We start from the raw sequence: 12692 nt of genomic DNA on the forward strand, positions 1-12692 counted from the left end.
CCATTATAAACTTTTCCTTGTTACTTGTAAAATTCGGGCTTGAAGTTTATAATAGAAAGTATGATTAAGATTGAAACCGTATTAGATATTTTAAAGAAAGATGGCCTTTTTCGTGAGATTGTTGACCAAGGACATTACCACTACAACTACAGTGACGTTGTTTTTGATAGCATCAGTTATGACAGCCGAAAAGTAAAAGAAGGGACTCTTTTTTTTGCAAAAGGCGCTGCTTTTAAAAAAGAATACCTCCTATCCGCTATAACGCAAGGATTAGCTTGGTATGTCGCAGAAAAGGACTACGAAGTCGGTATCCCCGTCATCGTTGTGAACGATATCAAAAAAGCCATGAGTTTGATTGCTATGGAATTTTACGGTAATCCACAAGAAAAACTCAAAATTCTCGCTTTCACAGGGACAAAAGGAAAGACGACAGCTGCGTACTTTGCTTACCACATCCTATCTCAACGCTACCCAACAGCTCTCTTGTCAACTATGAACACAACTTTGGATGGCGAGACCTTCTTTAAATCTTCCTTCTCGACACCTGAAAATATCGATCTTTTCGACATGATGGCTCAGGCTGTTAAGAATGGAAGAACCCATCTTGTAATGGAAGTCTCTAGCCAAGCCTATCTTGTTCATCGAGTCTATGGCCTGACCTTTGATGTAGGTGTCTTTCTTAACATCACTCCTGACCATATCGGTCCGATTGAGCATCCTAGCTTTGAAGACTACTTCTATCACAAACGTCTCTTGATGAAAAATAGCCGAGCAGTTGTCATTAATAGCGACATGGACCACTTTTCTGTATTGAAAGAACAAGTGGAAGATCAAGAGCATGACTTCTATGGTAGCCAGTCAAGTAACCAAATCGAGAACTCCAAAGCCTTTAGCTTTTCAGCTACAGGTAAACTCGCTGGTGATTATGATATCCAACTCATCGGCCACTTTAACCAAGAAAATGCAGTTGCTGCAGGACTTGCCTGTCTTCGTCTAGGTGCCAGTCTGGAGGACATAAAAAAAGGGATCGCTGCAACCCGCGTTCCTGGACGTATGGAAGTTCTCACTCAGAAAAATGGAGCCAAGGTCTTCATCGACTACGCCCACAATGGTGACAGTCTGAAAAAACTGATTTCTGTTGTTGAAACCCATCAAACTGGAAAGATTGCCCTGGTTCTCGGTTCGACTGGAAACAAGGGTGAAAGTCGTCGCAAAGACTTTGGACTCCTTCTCAATCAACATCCTGAGATTCAAGTCTTTCTAACTGCGGATGACCCCAACTATGAAGATCCAATGGCCATTGCAGAGGAAATCAGCAGCTATATCAGTCATCCTGTTGAAAAGATTGCCGATCGTGAAGAAGCCATCAAGGCGGCCATGGCCATCACAAATCAAGAACTCGATGCCGTGATTATTGCAGGCAAGGGAGCTGATTGCTACCAGATCGTCCAAGGAAAGAAAGAAGACTATCCTGGAGACGCAGCTATCGCAGAACGTTACCTATAAAAAAATCAAGGGAAACATTCCCTTGATTTTTTTAGTCTTCTTTCTTAAATGAATTTTTAAGACCTTCAACGGCACCTTCTACAGCACCTTTAGCATCTTCAACAACTTCTTTTGCTTTCGCAACTGTTTTTTCTACAGTGCCTTCTGCTTCTGTCTTGCTATCGCCAGTAACTTTACCAAATCCTTCTTTGATAGCACCAGTTGCTTGATCCAATTTATTTTCAAGTGACATAGTTCTGTCTCCTTTGCTTTTAATACGATAAACGTTATCGCTTACATTCAGTTTATGCTTATTCTTTAGTAAAGTCAAACAATCTGCTCAAAATGAAGCAATTAAAGTAAATAGAAAGTCAACCGTTCCTTGTCAAACTCAACAGCCAACTCATACTTCCCCGCTTCATTTTGAACAATATAGCCTAGAACGACTAAACTGTCCACAAAGATATCACGACGTTTCTGCATGAGCTGGTCTTTTTTGAGAAACTTCAGTAAAAAGGTCGTCATATACTTGAGGGCGTACTCAGGATTGACATCTCCTAAAATATCATAGAGTTTCTGCTGTTTTTCTGTCAAAGGATATTGATTCTTGACCTTGTAGAAATAGTTGGACAAGGTCATCTTTTCTCTTGCAAAGTCCGTACGTTCGACTAAAATGGCAGCATTGGTTTGATTGCGCAATTCTGTCTCAAAAGTCTTCTTCAGCAAAGCTTGATAGACTGGACTATCCTCTCTGACAAAAAATTCTTGGTCAAGGGATAGATTGTCTATTGATTCTAAAAAAGGGAGATTGAGTGAATAGCGTTTGTTTTCCCTTCGGATCAAGCCGGCCTTTATATACTCTTCCATGAGTTTATCAACTGCTACATCTGGAAACTGAGCCTTGATTTCTCGTAGAATCACATCGTCATGCTGGTCCAGATAGTCCACCAAATCTATAAAAAATGGCTGTCGAGTCAAACGAGAAGGATTAAAAATCTGAATCATGAATATTCCTTTCTTTACATTCTAAAAGAGGAGATGCTGCCAACTGACTGGGATTGGTTCCTGGCTGGTTCAGAGGCACAGGAATTTCGAGTTTCCTGTAATATTCTCTCCAAAAATCACTAATCTCCTGCTCCCCATCACCAAATTTCATGGGAATAGTTTCAAAAATCGGTAGGATTTCAGCGATGTACTGAGAGCAGTAAAAGCCAGACCCATCTGGATAAAAAGAGGCATTATAGGGTGCACCCAAATGTTTGCTAGCTCTCTCCTTTACCAAGTCAGCTTCCAGCTCTGGATAGACATAAAGATCGTAGAGATGAGTTGGTTCAAAAAATTCAGCCGGTTCTTGACAAATGACACCAGCTTGCCCACTAGCATGGTAGATGAAACCGTCCAAAAAGATGGCTACATGACTATAGTTCCCAGTAGAAGCCTGGATGGCCTGCCCCATATCTGAAAGGTCCTTCAAAAAAATCAAATCACCATTTTCTAACATCTTTCTCTCCTAGAAAAAAAGGAGCCGAAACCCCTTTAGCTATATGGAAAACACTGTTTTCTATTTTGAAATAATACCCAAAATTTTAAGCATTAAAGCTTTCAGTCAACTGTGGCACCACTTGTTTCTTACGTGAAACAGCACCTGGAAGAAAAGCGTGGTTGTTTTCAAGTTTGAAGTTGAAAGCTGCTTCCACCTTGTCCATATTTGATCCAAGAGCAAGGATTTCTGAGTTTGAATTGACGATGTCTGTAATCATCAAAACAAAGTCAGAGTAGCCGTTTGCTGCATTAGCCGCTTGCATTGCTGCTTCGATTTCAGCTTGACGTTCCAAGACTTCAGCAATATCAACTGTATTGACTTGGGCAACACGAACCTTATTTCCGTTGAGTTCAAATGTCTTAGCATCGATATCAATCAATTCTTCAGCAGATTTACTAGCCAAGTTTGTACCAGCTTTCAACATAGCAAGACCGTACTCTTCCAAGTTCACACCTGCTAATTCTGCCAACTCAGGAGCAATGACTTTATCGGTTGGGTGTGTTGTTGGTGATTTCAAAAGAAGGGTATCTGAAATCAAACCTGAAAGCATCAAACCTGCGATTTCTTTAGGAACTGCTACACCATGTTCTTTGAACATGCGGTAAACGATAGATGAAGCTGATCCAACTGGTTCCAAGCGCATGTAAAGTGGGCTTGCAGTTTCAAAGTTAGCCACACGGTGGTGGTCCACAACACCGTAGACTTCTACTTCAGCGATATCTGACACTGATTGTTGGAATTCATTGTGGTCAGTCAAGATAACTTGCTCTGCACCTTCTGCTTTAGCAGATGTGATGACGCGTGGTGCTTCTACACCGAAATAGTTCAAAACAAAGGCTGTTTCTTCATTAGGAGTTCCAAGTGCTACTGCTTCTGTGTCCAATCCATAAGCCTCTTTTGCAAGATAGGCAAAGGCTACAGATGACCCGATGGCATCTGAGTCTGGATTTTGGTGACCAAATACTAGAATCTTAGACATTATAATACCTCTTTAAATTTATTCATCTTATTGTAGCACTTTTTTCCTCTTTTGACAAAAGTAAGAGGAGTCAAAAGACTCCTCGTTAGACATCAATATGGTTGACTAGATTCTTCTCTTGATTTTCAGATAAAAATCGTTCTTTCTGTGGACGTTTCTTGCGTTTGAGAAGAGCCTCTGCAGACATGGCTTCTTCCTTGCTAGCAAAACCCTCTACATAGATGAGTTTGACTGGCAAGCGAGCTCGGGTATACTTGGCTCCCTTACCACTATTATGAACGGCAAGGCGCCTCTTCACATCCGTTGTATAGCCCGTATAGTAAGAACCGTCGCGACACTCCACCACATACATATAGGCCTTATGATCCATAGTAAATCTCTTGAATTTCTGGTGTATAAGAACCATCATCATTGTGAACGATGAGTGGTGGCAAGACCTTAAAGCCACTGGTCGATCCATCCTTGATAGCTTCGATTAAGAGCATATTGGCCTCCTTCTCACGTTTAGGATAGACAAATTGCAGGCGCTTGGGTGCCAAATTATGGCGTTGAAGCATGTCTAAGATATCCAAGAGCCGATCTGGACGATGAACCATGGCCAAACGGCCATTAGACTTGAGAATACTCTGAGCACTACGGCAAATTTCTTTCAGGTTAGTCGTAATTTCGTGTCTGGCCAGAAGGTAGTGTTCACTCTCGTTCAGATTGGAATGCGGATCCACCTTAAAATAAGGCGGATTACACAAAATCATATCCACCTTACTTCCCTGAATGTGGGCAGGCATATTTTTCAAATCATCACAGATGACCTGCATCTGCTCTTCCAAGCCATTCAACTGAACCGAACGCTCTGCCATATCCGCCAAGCGCTCCTGAATCTCTACAGATATTATCCGCGCCTGAGTACGTGAACTAGCAAAAAGTCCCACTGCACCATTTCCAGCACAAAAGTCCACAATTAAACCCCGTTCAGGGAAGCGAGGAAAGCGTGATAAAAGAACACTATCCACCGAATAGCTAAACACCTCTCTATTTTGGATGATCTTTATATCTGTTGAAAAGAGCTGATTGATTCGCTCTCCTGGTTTTAATAATTGTTCTTCTTTCATACTTTTATTATAGCAAATAATGTTAATATTACAAATAATTTAAATAATCGTATTTATGGCTTCTTCTTTAAATGCTCCAATGCTTCACGCGTCCAAACAGGCATCATTCGTCCAAGTGGTGCAAAACCGTGCTTTATCCGATCATTTGAAAAACGTCTCCGTCTTGGCAATTGATGTTTTTCTTCCTCCAAAGTACGGATGGAAAGACTAGCCTTCCCAGTGTATTCGTCAAAATCCACCACCTGAACTTGGACTTCATCGCCAATTTTTAAAATGTCATAGATATTTTCAATAAATCCCGTCCGAATCTCCGAGATGTGAATCAGCCCTGTCACCCCTGTCTCTAACTCAACAAAGGCACCATAGGGCTGAATTCCTGTAATACGCCCAGTTAGCTTATCACCAATTTTCATTCTAGTCCTCAATTTCAATCGTTTCAATAACCACATCTTCAACTGGTTTGTCCATTGCACCAGTCTCAACAGCTGCAATGGCATCCAAGACCGCAAACGATTCTGCATCTACCAATTGCCCAAAAACAGTATGGCGACGGTCAAGGTGAGGAGTTCCACCTTGTTCTGCATAAATCTCAGCGATTGGTTCAGGCCAGCCACCACGCGCAATCTCTTTCTTAGAGTACGGCAAATGTTGGTTTTGCACGATAAAGAACTGGCTACCATTGGTATTTGGACCCGCATTGGCCATAGAAAGGGCACCACGGATATTATAGAGTTCTTCAGAAAACTCATCTTCAAAAGCTTGTCCATAAATGGACTCACCACCCATACCAGTACCAGTTGGGTCTCCACCTTGAATCATAAAATCCTTGATAATGCGGTGGAAAATCACACCATCATAGTAACCGTCTTTTGAAAGAGCAACAAAGTTAGCCACTGTTTTAGGAGCATGTTCAGGGAAGAGCTTAATACGCAAGTCTCCGTGATTTGTCTTAATGGTCGCTAGCGGACCTTCTACTGTTTCAATTCCTACTTGTGGGAAATGCAATTCTTTTTCTACCATACCAAATCCTTCTAAGGCATCAAAAATGCCATCTTCTTCTACTGTTTTTGTAATATAATCTGCTTTTTCTTTGATTTTATCATGAGAAATTCCCATAGCAATACTGATTCCAGCATAATCAAAGAGTTCCAAGTCATTGAGCCCATCTCCAAAGACCATGACATTCTCTGGTTTCAAGCCTAAATGGTCTACCACCTTGGCTACACCTGTGGCTTTTGAACCTGAAATAGGCACGATATCAGATGAATGTTCATGCCAACGCACCATGCGAAGTTTACCAGAGAGACTATCTGGTAACCGCAAGTCGTCCCCTTTTTCCTCAAAGCTCCACATCTGGTAAATGTCCGCTTTTTCATGGAAGTCAGGATCCACATCCAAGTTTGGATAAATCGGATCAATTGCCTCACTGATCAGTTCTGTTCGAGTGGAGAGTTTGGCGTCATAACTGCCAACTAAACCATATTCAATCCCCTCTTGTTTTGTCCAAGAAATGTATTCTTCCACATCTTCTTTGGCAATCTGATGCTGATAAATGATTTGACCTTTTTTATCTTCAATATAAGCTCCATTTAGGGTTACAAAAAAGTCCGGCTTGAGGTCTCGAATCTCTGGAACAACACCAAAAATGCCACGACCAGAGGCAATTCCTGTTAAAATTCCTTTTTCACGCAACTGTTTAAAGACAGTGGGAATTGTCGCCGGAATAAAGCCTGTCTTTGACGTACGCAAGGTATCATCGATATCAAAAAAGACGATTTTTATCTTCTTTGCCTTGTATTTTAATTTCGCTTCCATCTCTCTACCTCTTTTCCATCACTCTTTCCATTATACCATAAACCTTAGGAAATTCCTTTTTTGAAAAAAGATGAAAACCTATCAAAAAGAGAGCCAGTTGAACTAGCCCTCTCTTTTCATCCTAGAACATCTCTAGAGCAATCATGGTAATCATCGTTGCATCATAGTAGCTCTCTATAGGTAAATCTTGTGTGAAAATGTATTTATTTTGTTGAAGAAGTTTCAGATAACCTTCTCCCTTGTCAGACGCATAGGTAATCGGGGCCAAAAAACTACCAGCCTGGTATTGATTGAGGGCCGTTCCGTTCAAGTCATAACCAGCATAAATGCGCTGTTCTTTCATAAAGAAATCCATCATCTTTTGAACGACTTTTTGACTTCTTTCATCTTGACTTTGAGACAAGTGATAAGGCAAACGACAAGCATTATAAGAGTAAGCTCCATCGTATTGAGATTCGATAGTGTTGGCATCAACAAGGCGCGCCCCTGACTTCTCAGCCCAGATAAAGTCTGGCAAAAGTCCAGTATCAGAATGAGAACTGATTTGCTCTAGTTGACCAAGCATCTTATCCTTAACATCTAACCACTGTTTGTTTCCAGTCAGGTCATAAAAAGACTGGAAATAGTGAGGAAGAGTATCAGACGTTCGCATCAAGTAATAGTAATCGGAATCCTTGTTGGCCCAGTTCCCTACTGTCAGAACACCTGTCTCTTCGTTGTAATTGTATTGAAGGATATCAGCCAAGATCTTTTTAGCTTGCTCTTGGTATTCATGTGCTTTATCTGGCCACTGTTTAGCAGCTTCAATTAAAGAATAAGCGATATAGAGATCTCCATCAGTTGCATTTTGTTTCTCGACCGTTTCGCTACCATTTTTGATCACTTGCTTCCAAGACATCAACTGCGTCCCCTCGATACGATGATTTTGGTAATAACGATAAAGACTATCAAAATCTGCTTGACTTGCTTGCCCTTTTTGGGCAGCTAAAACTGTTATGAGCATGCCGTAACTTTGAGCTTCTGATAGAACTGTTGTCTCCTCAGAATCATTCGTCGTACGGACATAGGACTGATTTCCCTTAGTCACAAGAAACTGTTCACTCCATTGGCGGTAAATACGATTGCGCATCTCGACTTTACTCCTTCCTCTTGCCAAAAACAAGGTTAAACAAAAGATAGAAAGGATGAGCACAAACCATACATATTTTAATTTATTCGTTTTCATATAACCTCCTATCCTGCAAATCGCTTGGTTTTAACCCACTTGGTTTCTTTTCGTCGGAGTACCTTGTCCAGAACGATTGAAGAAATGGAATCAATGGAAACTACGATAAACATCTGTGCATAAGTGAAATAGGCAGCCAAGGCTAACCAGATTTGCTTTGTCGTCGCTTGTCCAAACTGACTTGCTAATGCCGTCATAATTTGCATCAAATAGAGACCAATCATGAGAATCCAGTTGAAGAGCATGAGCTGGGCAATATAGATATTGTCCGCATCAAAAGCGAACGGAACCCTGATATCTGGGAAGAATAGGTTAAGACAGATTGCTAGCACATTCGCTAGGAAAATCAAATCTGATAGAACAATGGCAAAGTTAAACCAAAAGAAAACACACGAATAGTTAAAAACTTCTAATTTAACACGCCAGTTTGCTCTGCCAAATAAATGTTTAAAATTTGATAGAACAACTTCGTAGTTTCCTTTAGCCCAACGTTTTCGTTGCATATAGTAACTCTTTAAAGTCTCAGGTTCTTGTTGGAAAGCCTCTGAGTTATAAGCAAGGGCGATCAATTTACCACTCTGCATGATTTTGAAGGAAATATCGGTATCCTCAGTCAAGGCACCATTTTTCCAACCACCGATACTCTTTACAAAGTCGGTTTGAATGATAAAGTTGGTTCCTGGGATACGACCAATTTTAAAGAGATGCCACATCCCAACATGGTGCACCCGCTGGGTAACAACGATTTCTTGGTTGATACAACGTGTCAAGAAATTTTGATTGGCATTTCGAGTCTTGTTTCGACCGAAAGATGCCACATGGCGTTCAGGGTCTTTCATCACTTCTTTGACAAGGAAATATAGGGCATTTTTTTCAGGCATGGCATCCGCATCATAGACACAGATGTATTCACCTGTTGCCATCTTCAAAGCATCGTTTAGAACACCTGCTTTTCCTCCCGTACCAGTACGGTCGATAATAGTAAGATTTCTTTCTGCATATTCAGGCATGGCTTGTACAGACAAGCATTCAGCATAAGTGTTATCCGAACAGTTATCCGCAAATAAGAGCAATTCCACACGGTCGTGAGGATAGTTCATATCCAAGATAGCTTTTGCCGTTTGGGCAATAACCACATCCTCATTATGAGCAGGAACAACAATGGTGACCTTAGGATAATAAGGTAGTGGCGAAGTATCTACACGAAAATCACTGTGCTTAAACCAAAAGTGTACTGCTGAAAAGAGAATTACCAAACCCCAAGCCAGAGAAATCCAAATAGTAAGCAGAGTAAAAATCATTAAGATTTGACTAATCATGATTCACCGCCTTAAAATTTTTATTCACTCGATGGTAAAGTACACTATAAGCAATAAATAGTATGACAAAACAAATGCCAAAAAAGAGACTGAGTCCCAAAGCAATACCAAAAAATAGTTCGGTCAAAGTCATGTTTTCCTCCTAATATTCTACAATTACATCCGTCTCGAGTTGACGTTTGAGATGACTGGCGACATCCGCGTAGTCTTGGTATTTATCTTTATTATCAGAGTTAATCACCAAATAGCCTGTTTGGAACTGAATTCCTTGGTTTCCATCTTCTCCATGAAAAACTAAACTGCCTAGTTTCTCCTGCAGACCATTCAAATAGAGTTGCTTCAAAGAATCTTGACTACTATTAGATAAAACAAGAAAATTCCCATCTGAAACGTAATAGAGTTTATCGTTGTAACTCAATTCCTGAGCAATTACCTCTTGAATACGACTGAGCATCTGGTTATGTTCTTTCGGTTTAATCTGGAAGAACAAATCTTCATGTGCCCAATGAATCAATAGAGATTGAACCGTAACATCACTTTGTTCAGTGATCATAGCTTGGTAATCTGCTCGAGCTTCGTCTTCCTGTTCTTGGACCTTTGAGGCCACCTTGAAGAAATAATAACGAACCTTAAGTAGAATCCCAATCAAAAGTGGAAAACTGATTAATAAGAAGATCAGTTGAATGATTGGGATATAAACCACACCCGCAACCAAAACGATAAGTCCAAAACCAAATGCTAAGATAAGGGTCCAAGTAAGCAAAAGGTCAGATAATACCAACACTGCAAACAAGGCTAAAGCTAAAAACAAGATTTGTTCTAAAATGATTGCTCGAGCATACAAAAAACAAAGCACCAAAAGAATGACCTCACAGGCAAGCAAAGCCATAAGCCAGTTTTTAAATCGACTCCAATTTTTCATTTTTTCTTATTTCCCCCTTTGAATTCAGATACAGAAGTCGCTCCCCCAAAGTACTGTTGAATGGATTGTACGATTCGTTCAGAGGCTCTTCCATCTCCATAAGGATTTGGTGCCTGAGACATTTTTCTATAAAGAGTTTCATCTGTTAGGAGTTCTGCCATAGCATCTTTGACACGTACTGGATCCGTACCAACTAGCTTCAAAGTACCTGCTCTTACTCCTTCTGGACGTTCCGTCGTGTCACGAAGAACAAGGACAGGTTTGCCGAGAGAAGGCGCCTCTTCCTGAACACCTCCAGAGTCAGTCATGATAAAATAGCTTCTTGAAGCCAAATTATGAAAATCAAGTACATCTAAAGGCTCAATCAAGTGAATGCGCTCATGACCAGCTAGAATATCCTTTGCTGCTTCTTGCACAGCAGGGCTAAGGTGAACAGGATAAACAACTTCAATTTCCTGATGAAGATCGACCATCTCACGTAAAGCTGCAAAGACATTTCTCATTGGATGACCTTGATTCTCACGACGATGCATGGTTACCAATACAAGTTTCTTATCTGGATCCAATTGATCTAGAACTTCATGATAGTAATCCGATTGAACGGTTAGTTTCAAGGCATCAATGGCTGTATTCCCCGTAATGACAATAGCAGACTCAGGGTGATTTTCCTTGAGGAGATTTTCTTTACTCTCACTAGTTGGAGCAAAATAGAGATCCGCTAGGTTATCAGTCATCTGACGATTCATTTCTTCTGGGAAAGGAGAATACTTATCAAATGTCCTTAGACCAGCTTCAACGTGGCCGATACGTACCTGATTATAGAAAGCAACTAAACTTGCTACAAAGGTCGTTGTAGTATCACCATGAACAAGAATTATATCTGGAAGTTCTTGCTTAACAACTGGATCAAACTTTTCTAAAATTTTTCCAGTAATATCTAAAAGGGATTGATTTTTCCCCATAATATCCAAGTCATAATGTGGCTCGATGCTAAAAGTTTCAAGAGCTTGATCTAGCATTTGACGGTGCTGAGCTGTCACAACTGTGATCGTCTCAATGCTGTCACTATGTTTTTGCAATTCTAACACTAAAGGGGCCATTTTAATAGCTTCTGGTCGTGTTCCAAAAACAACCATCACTTTCAGTTTCTTCATTATGCTATCCTTCTACTATAATAAAAAATAAAATTTGATAAATCGTATTAATTTGTGTATCGAATAGTTCCGATTTCAATTAATTTGACTTTCATAATTATTTTACCGTCAATTTATTTATATGTCAAATTTTTTCCAAATTATATTATTTCGTTTAATTTAATTTTAATATTCTGTAACTTTTTGCAATGATATCGTTTACAACTAAAAACAGCCCATTCTTCGATATATTTCATATTTTTTTCAGAAAATACGACAATACACAAACTATTATTTATATGTCTTGTTGTATATTTATATTTGTATTGATATTTCAAGCAATTATATTCTACCACTTTGAGGAATAAATCAAACAATTTCAAACAAAAAATCCCTTTTTCGAATGAAAAAGGGACTGTGATTGTTTACTATATTTAAAATTTAAATCTTATAAAATTTGTCTTAAAACAAATTTTTCGACAGATACAAGACCAATTCTCCGATATCTTCACAAACCGCATTCATAGCCGGTTGATGGTTCTGATACCAAACGCCTGAACCATCTGGAATATAGCCTCGTTTGATGTACAATCTCTGGGCAGGTCCATAACCTGAGTGGAGGCCAACACCAAGGGTCACCTTATCCGATATGAGCCTAACTCGTTTTTCTGCTTCTTCCAGCAAGAGATTTCCAATACCTTGATTTTGAAAGGGCTCAAAGACATTGAAATCTGAAAGTTCTGGAGCCATTCCAGCAAAGGGACCCTGCTTAGCATCGGGTAAAATCGTAATGTAAGCCGCTACAGCACCCTCAACCTCTCCAACTAAGACTTCTCTCTCCCCACTTTCTTGCTCCTTAAAGTATCGAGTTAAAATCTCCTCTCTACTTGGCCAACCTTGGCTGATAAATCCTCGAGATAGTTCTTTTATGTCAGATTCTTGCATTTTTCTAATTGAACATATCGTCTTCATAAGTTGCCCCTTTATAGCTTTCTCCTACCATTATAGCACGATAATAAAGATTAAAAGAAAAAACCTAGTAAGACAAAAGAATCTTACTAGGTCAACAGGGAATCCTTTCTAACAAAGTCCTATAAAAATCTGAAAAAGAGGTCCACCCAGACCTCAACTTGCTCTCTCATTTCAAGGCTCGTGAAAAAAA

14 protein-coding genes are annotated in these 12692 nt (G+C 39.9%); 1 reads left to right on the forward strand and 13 read right to left on the reverse strand.

Annotation, left to right across the window (positions count from 1 at the left end; translation table 11 throughout):
* Window positions 1-60: 60 nt before the first annotated feature.
* A complete protein-coding gene (locus ADM50_RS06120; RefSeq protein WP_049484871.1) occupies window positions 61-1506 on the forward strand; it encodes a UDP-N-acetylmuramoyl-L-alanyl-D-glutamate--L-lysine ligase in 1446 nt (481 codons plus the stop codon).
* A gap of 31 nt (window positions 1507-1537) precedes the next feature.
* On the opposite strand, the gene ADM50_RS06125 is transcribed toward ADM50_RS06120, so the two are convergent.
* From ADM50_RS06125 to ADM50_RS06185, 13 genes are all read right to left on the reverse strand, one after another.
* The gene (locus ADM50_RS06125) at window positions 1538-1738 is read right to left on the reverse strand and encodes a CsbD family protein (RefSeq protein ID WP_000051179.1); all 201 of its coding nucleotides are present in this window, start codon (window positions 1736-1738) and stop codon (window positions 1538-1540) included.
* A gap of 101 nt (window positions 1739-1839) precedes the next feature.
* Window positions 1840-2490 carry a DUF1803 domain-containing protein gene (locus ADM50_RS06130; protein WP_049484872.1) on the reverse strand — a complete coding sequence of 217 codons (651 nt, stop codon included), beginning with the start codon at window positions 2488-2490 and terminating at the stop codon, window positions 1840-1842.
* The gene (locus tag ADM50_RS06135; RefSeq protein WP_049484873.1) at window positions 2474-2986 is read right to left on the reverse strand and encodes a YiiX/YebB-like N1pC/P60 family cysteine hydrolase; all 513 of its coding nucleotides are present in this window, start codon (window positions 2984-2986) and stop codon (window positions 2474-2476) included. The genes ADM50_RS06130 and ADM50_RS06135 overlap by 17 nt, the downstream gene beginning before the upstream one ends.
* Before the next feature lie 85 nt (window positions 2987-3071).
* Window positions 3072-4007, reverse strand: coding sequence for a manganese-dependent inorganic pyrophosphatase (locus ADM50_RS06140; protein WP_049484874.1), 936 nt, complete (start codon window positions 4005-4007; stop codon window positions 3072-3074).
* An 85-nt stretch (window positions 4008-4092) separates the two neighbouring features.
* Window positions 4093-4377 (reverse strand): GIY-YIG nuclease family protein, encoded by a 285-nt coding sequence (locus ADM50_RS06145; protein ID WP_000349631.1) that lies wholly within the window; start codon window positions 4375-4377, stop codon window positions 4093-4095.
* Complete coding sequence (locus tag ADM50_RS06150; RefSeq protein ID WP_049484875.1) at window positions 4367-5116, reverse strand: tRNA1(Val) (adenine(37)-N6)-methyltransferase; 750 nt, start codon at window positions 5114-5116, stop codon at window positions 4367-4369. The genes ADM50_RS06145 and ADM50_RS06150 overlap by 11 nt, the downstream gene beginning before the upstream one ends.
* 53 nt (window positions 5117-5169) lie before the next feature.
* Window positions 5170-5529 (reverse strand): S1 RNA-binding domain-containing protein, encoded by a 360-nt coding sequence (locus ADM50_RS06155; protein ID WP_000689619.1) that lies wholly within the window; start codon window positions 5527-5529, stop codon window positions 5170-5172.
* Window position 5530: 1 nt separating this feature from the next.
* Window positions 5531-6931: a bifunctional Cof-type HAD-IIB family hydrolase/peptidylprolyl isomerase gene (locus ADM50_RS06160; RefSeq protein ID WP_049484876.1), complete on the reverse strand. Its 1401-nt coding sequence runs from the start codon at window positions 6929-6931 to the stop codon at window positions 5531-5533.
* A 121-nt stretch (window positions 6932-7052) separates the two neighbouring features.
* Window positions 7053-8156, reverse strand: coding sequence for a family 8 glycosyl hydrolase (locus ADM50_RS06165; protein ID WP_049484877.1), 1104 nt, complete (start codon window positions 8154-8156; stop codon window positions 7053-7055).
* An 8-nt stretch (window positions 8157-8164) separates the two neighbouring features.
* Window positions 8165-9475: a glycosyltransferase family 2 protein gene (locus tag ADM50_RS06170; protein ID WP_049484879.1), complete on the reverse strand. Its 1311-nt coding sequence runs from the start codon at window positions 9473-9475 to the stop codon at window positions 8165-8167.
* A gap of 142 nt (window positions 9476-9617) precedes the next feature.
* Window positions 9618-10397: a hypothetical protein gene (locus ADM50_RS06175; protein ID WP_049484880.1), complete on the reverse strand. Its 780-nt coding sequence runs from the start codon at window positions 10395-10397 to the stop codon at window positions 9618-9620.
* Window positions 10394-11551 (reverse strand): non-hydrolyzing UDP-N-acetylglucosamine 2-epimerase, encoded by a 1158-nt coding sequence (wecB, locus tag ADM50_RS06180; RefSeq protein WP_049484882.1) that lies wholly within the window; start codon window positions 11549-11551, stop codon window positions 10394-10396. Before wecB ends, ADM50_RS06175 begins: the two co-directional genes overlap by 4 nt.
* 441 nt (window positions 11552-11992) lie before the next feature.
* On the reverse strand, window positions 11993-12502 hold the full coding sequence (locus ADM50_RS06185; RefSeq protein WP_049484883.1) for a GNAT family N-acetyltransferase: 510 nt from the start codon (window positions 12500-12502) through the stop codon (window positions 11993-11995).
* Window positions 12503-12692: the final 190 nt, after the last annotated feature.

Origin of the sequence: Streptococcus oralis (genome assembly GCF_001075675.1) — a bacterium.
GTDB classification, from domain to species: domain Bacteria; phylum Bacillota; class Bacilli; order Lactobacillales; family Streptococcaceae; genus Streptococcus; species Streptococcus oralis_V.

Coding starts and splice junctions, on each gene's coding strand:
- ADM50_RS06175 (WP_049484880.1), bottom strand. CDS start 10,397: ATGAAAAATTGGAGTCGATTTAAAAACTGGCTTATGGCTTTGCTTGCC.
- ADM50_RS06155 (WP_000689619.1), bottom strand. CDS start 5,529: ATGAAAATTGGTGATAAGCTAACTGGGCGTATTACAGGAATTCAGCCC.
- ADM50_RS06135 (WP_049484873.1), bottom strand. CDS start 2,986: ATGTTAGAAAATGGTGATTTGATTTTTTTGAAGGACCTTTCAGATATG.
- ADM50_RS06130 (WP_049484872.1), bottom strand. CDS start 2,490: ATGATTCAGATTTTTAATCCTTCTCGTTTGACTCGACAGCCATTTTTT.
- ADM50_RS06160 (WP_049484876.1), bottom strand. CDS start 6,931: ATGGAAGCGAAATTAAAATACAAGGCAAAGAAGATAAAAATCGTCTTT.
- ADM50_RS06145 (WP_000349631.1), bottom strand. CDS start 4,377: ATGGATCATAAGGCCTATATGTATGTGGTGGAGTGTCGCGACGGTTCT.
- ADM50_RS06165 (WP_049484877.1), bottom strand. CDS start 8,156: ATGAAAACGAATAAATTAAAATATGTATGGTTTGTGCTCATCCTTTCT.
- ADM50_RS06150 (WP_049484875.1), bottom strand. CDS start 5,116: ATGAAAGAAGAACAATTATTAAAACCAGGAGAGCGAATCAATCAGCTC.
- ADM50_RS06125 (WP_000051179.1), bottom strand. CDS start 1,738: ATGTCACTTGAAAATAAATTGGATCAAGCAACTGGTGCTATCAAAGAA.
- ADM50_RS06185 (WP_049484883.1), bottom strand. CDS start 12,502: ATGAAGACGATATGTTCAATTAGAAAAATGCAAGAATCTGACATAAAA.
- ADM50_RS06170 (WP_049484879.1), bottom strand. CDS start 9,475: ATGATTAGTCAAATCTTAATGATTTTTACTCTGCTTACTATTTGGATT.
- ADM50_RS06140 (WP_049484874.1), bottom strand. CDS start 4,007: ATGTCTAAGATTCTAGTATTTGGTCACCAAAATCCAGACTCAGATGCC.
- wecB (WP_049484882.1), bottom strand. CDS start 11,551: ATGAAGAAACTGAAAGTGATGGTTGTTTTTGGAACACGACCAGAAGCT.
- ADM50_RS06120 (WP_049484871.1), top strand. CDS start 61: ATGATTAAGATTGAAACCGTATTAGATATTTTAAAGAAAGATGGCCTT.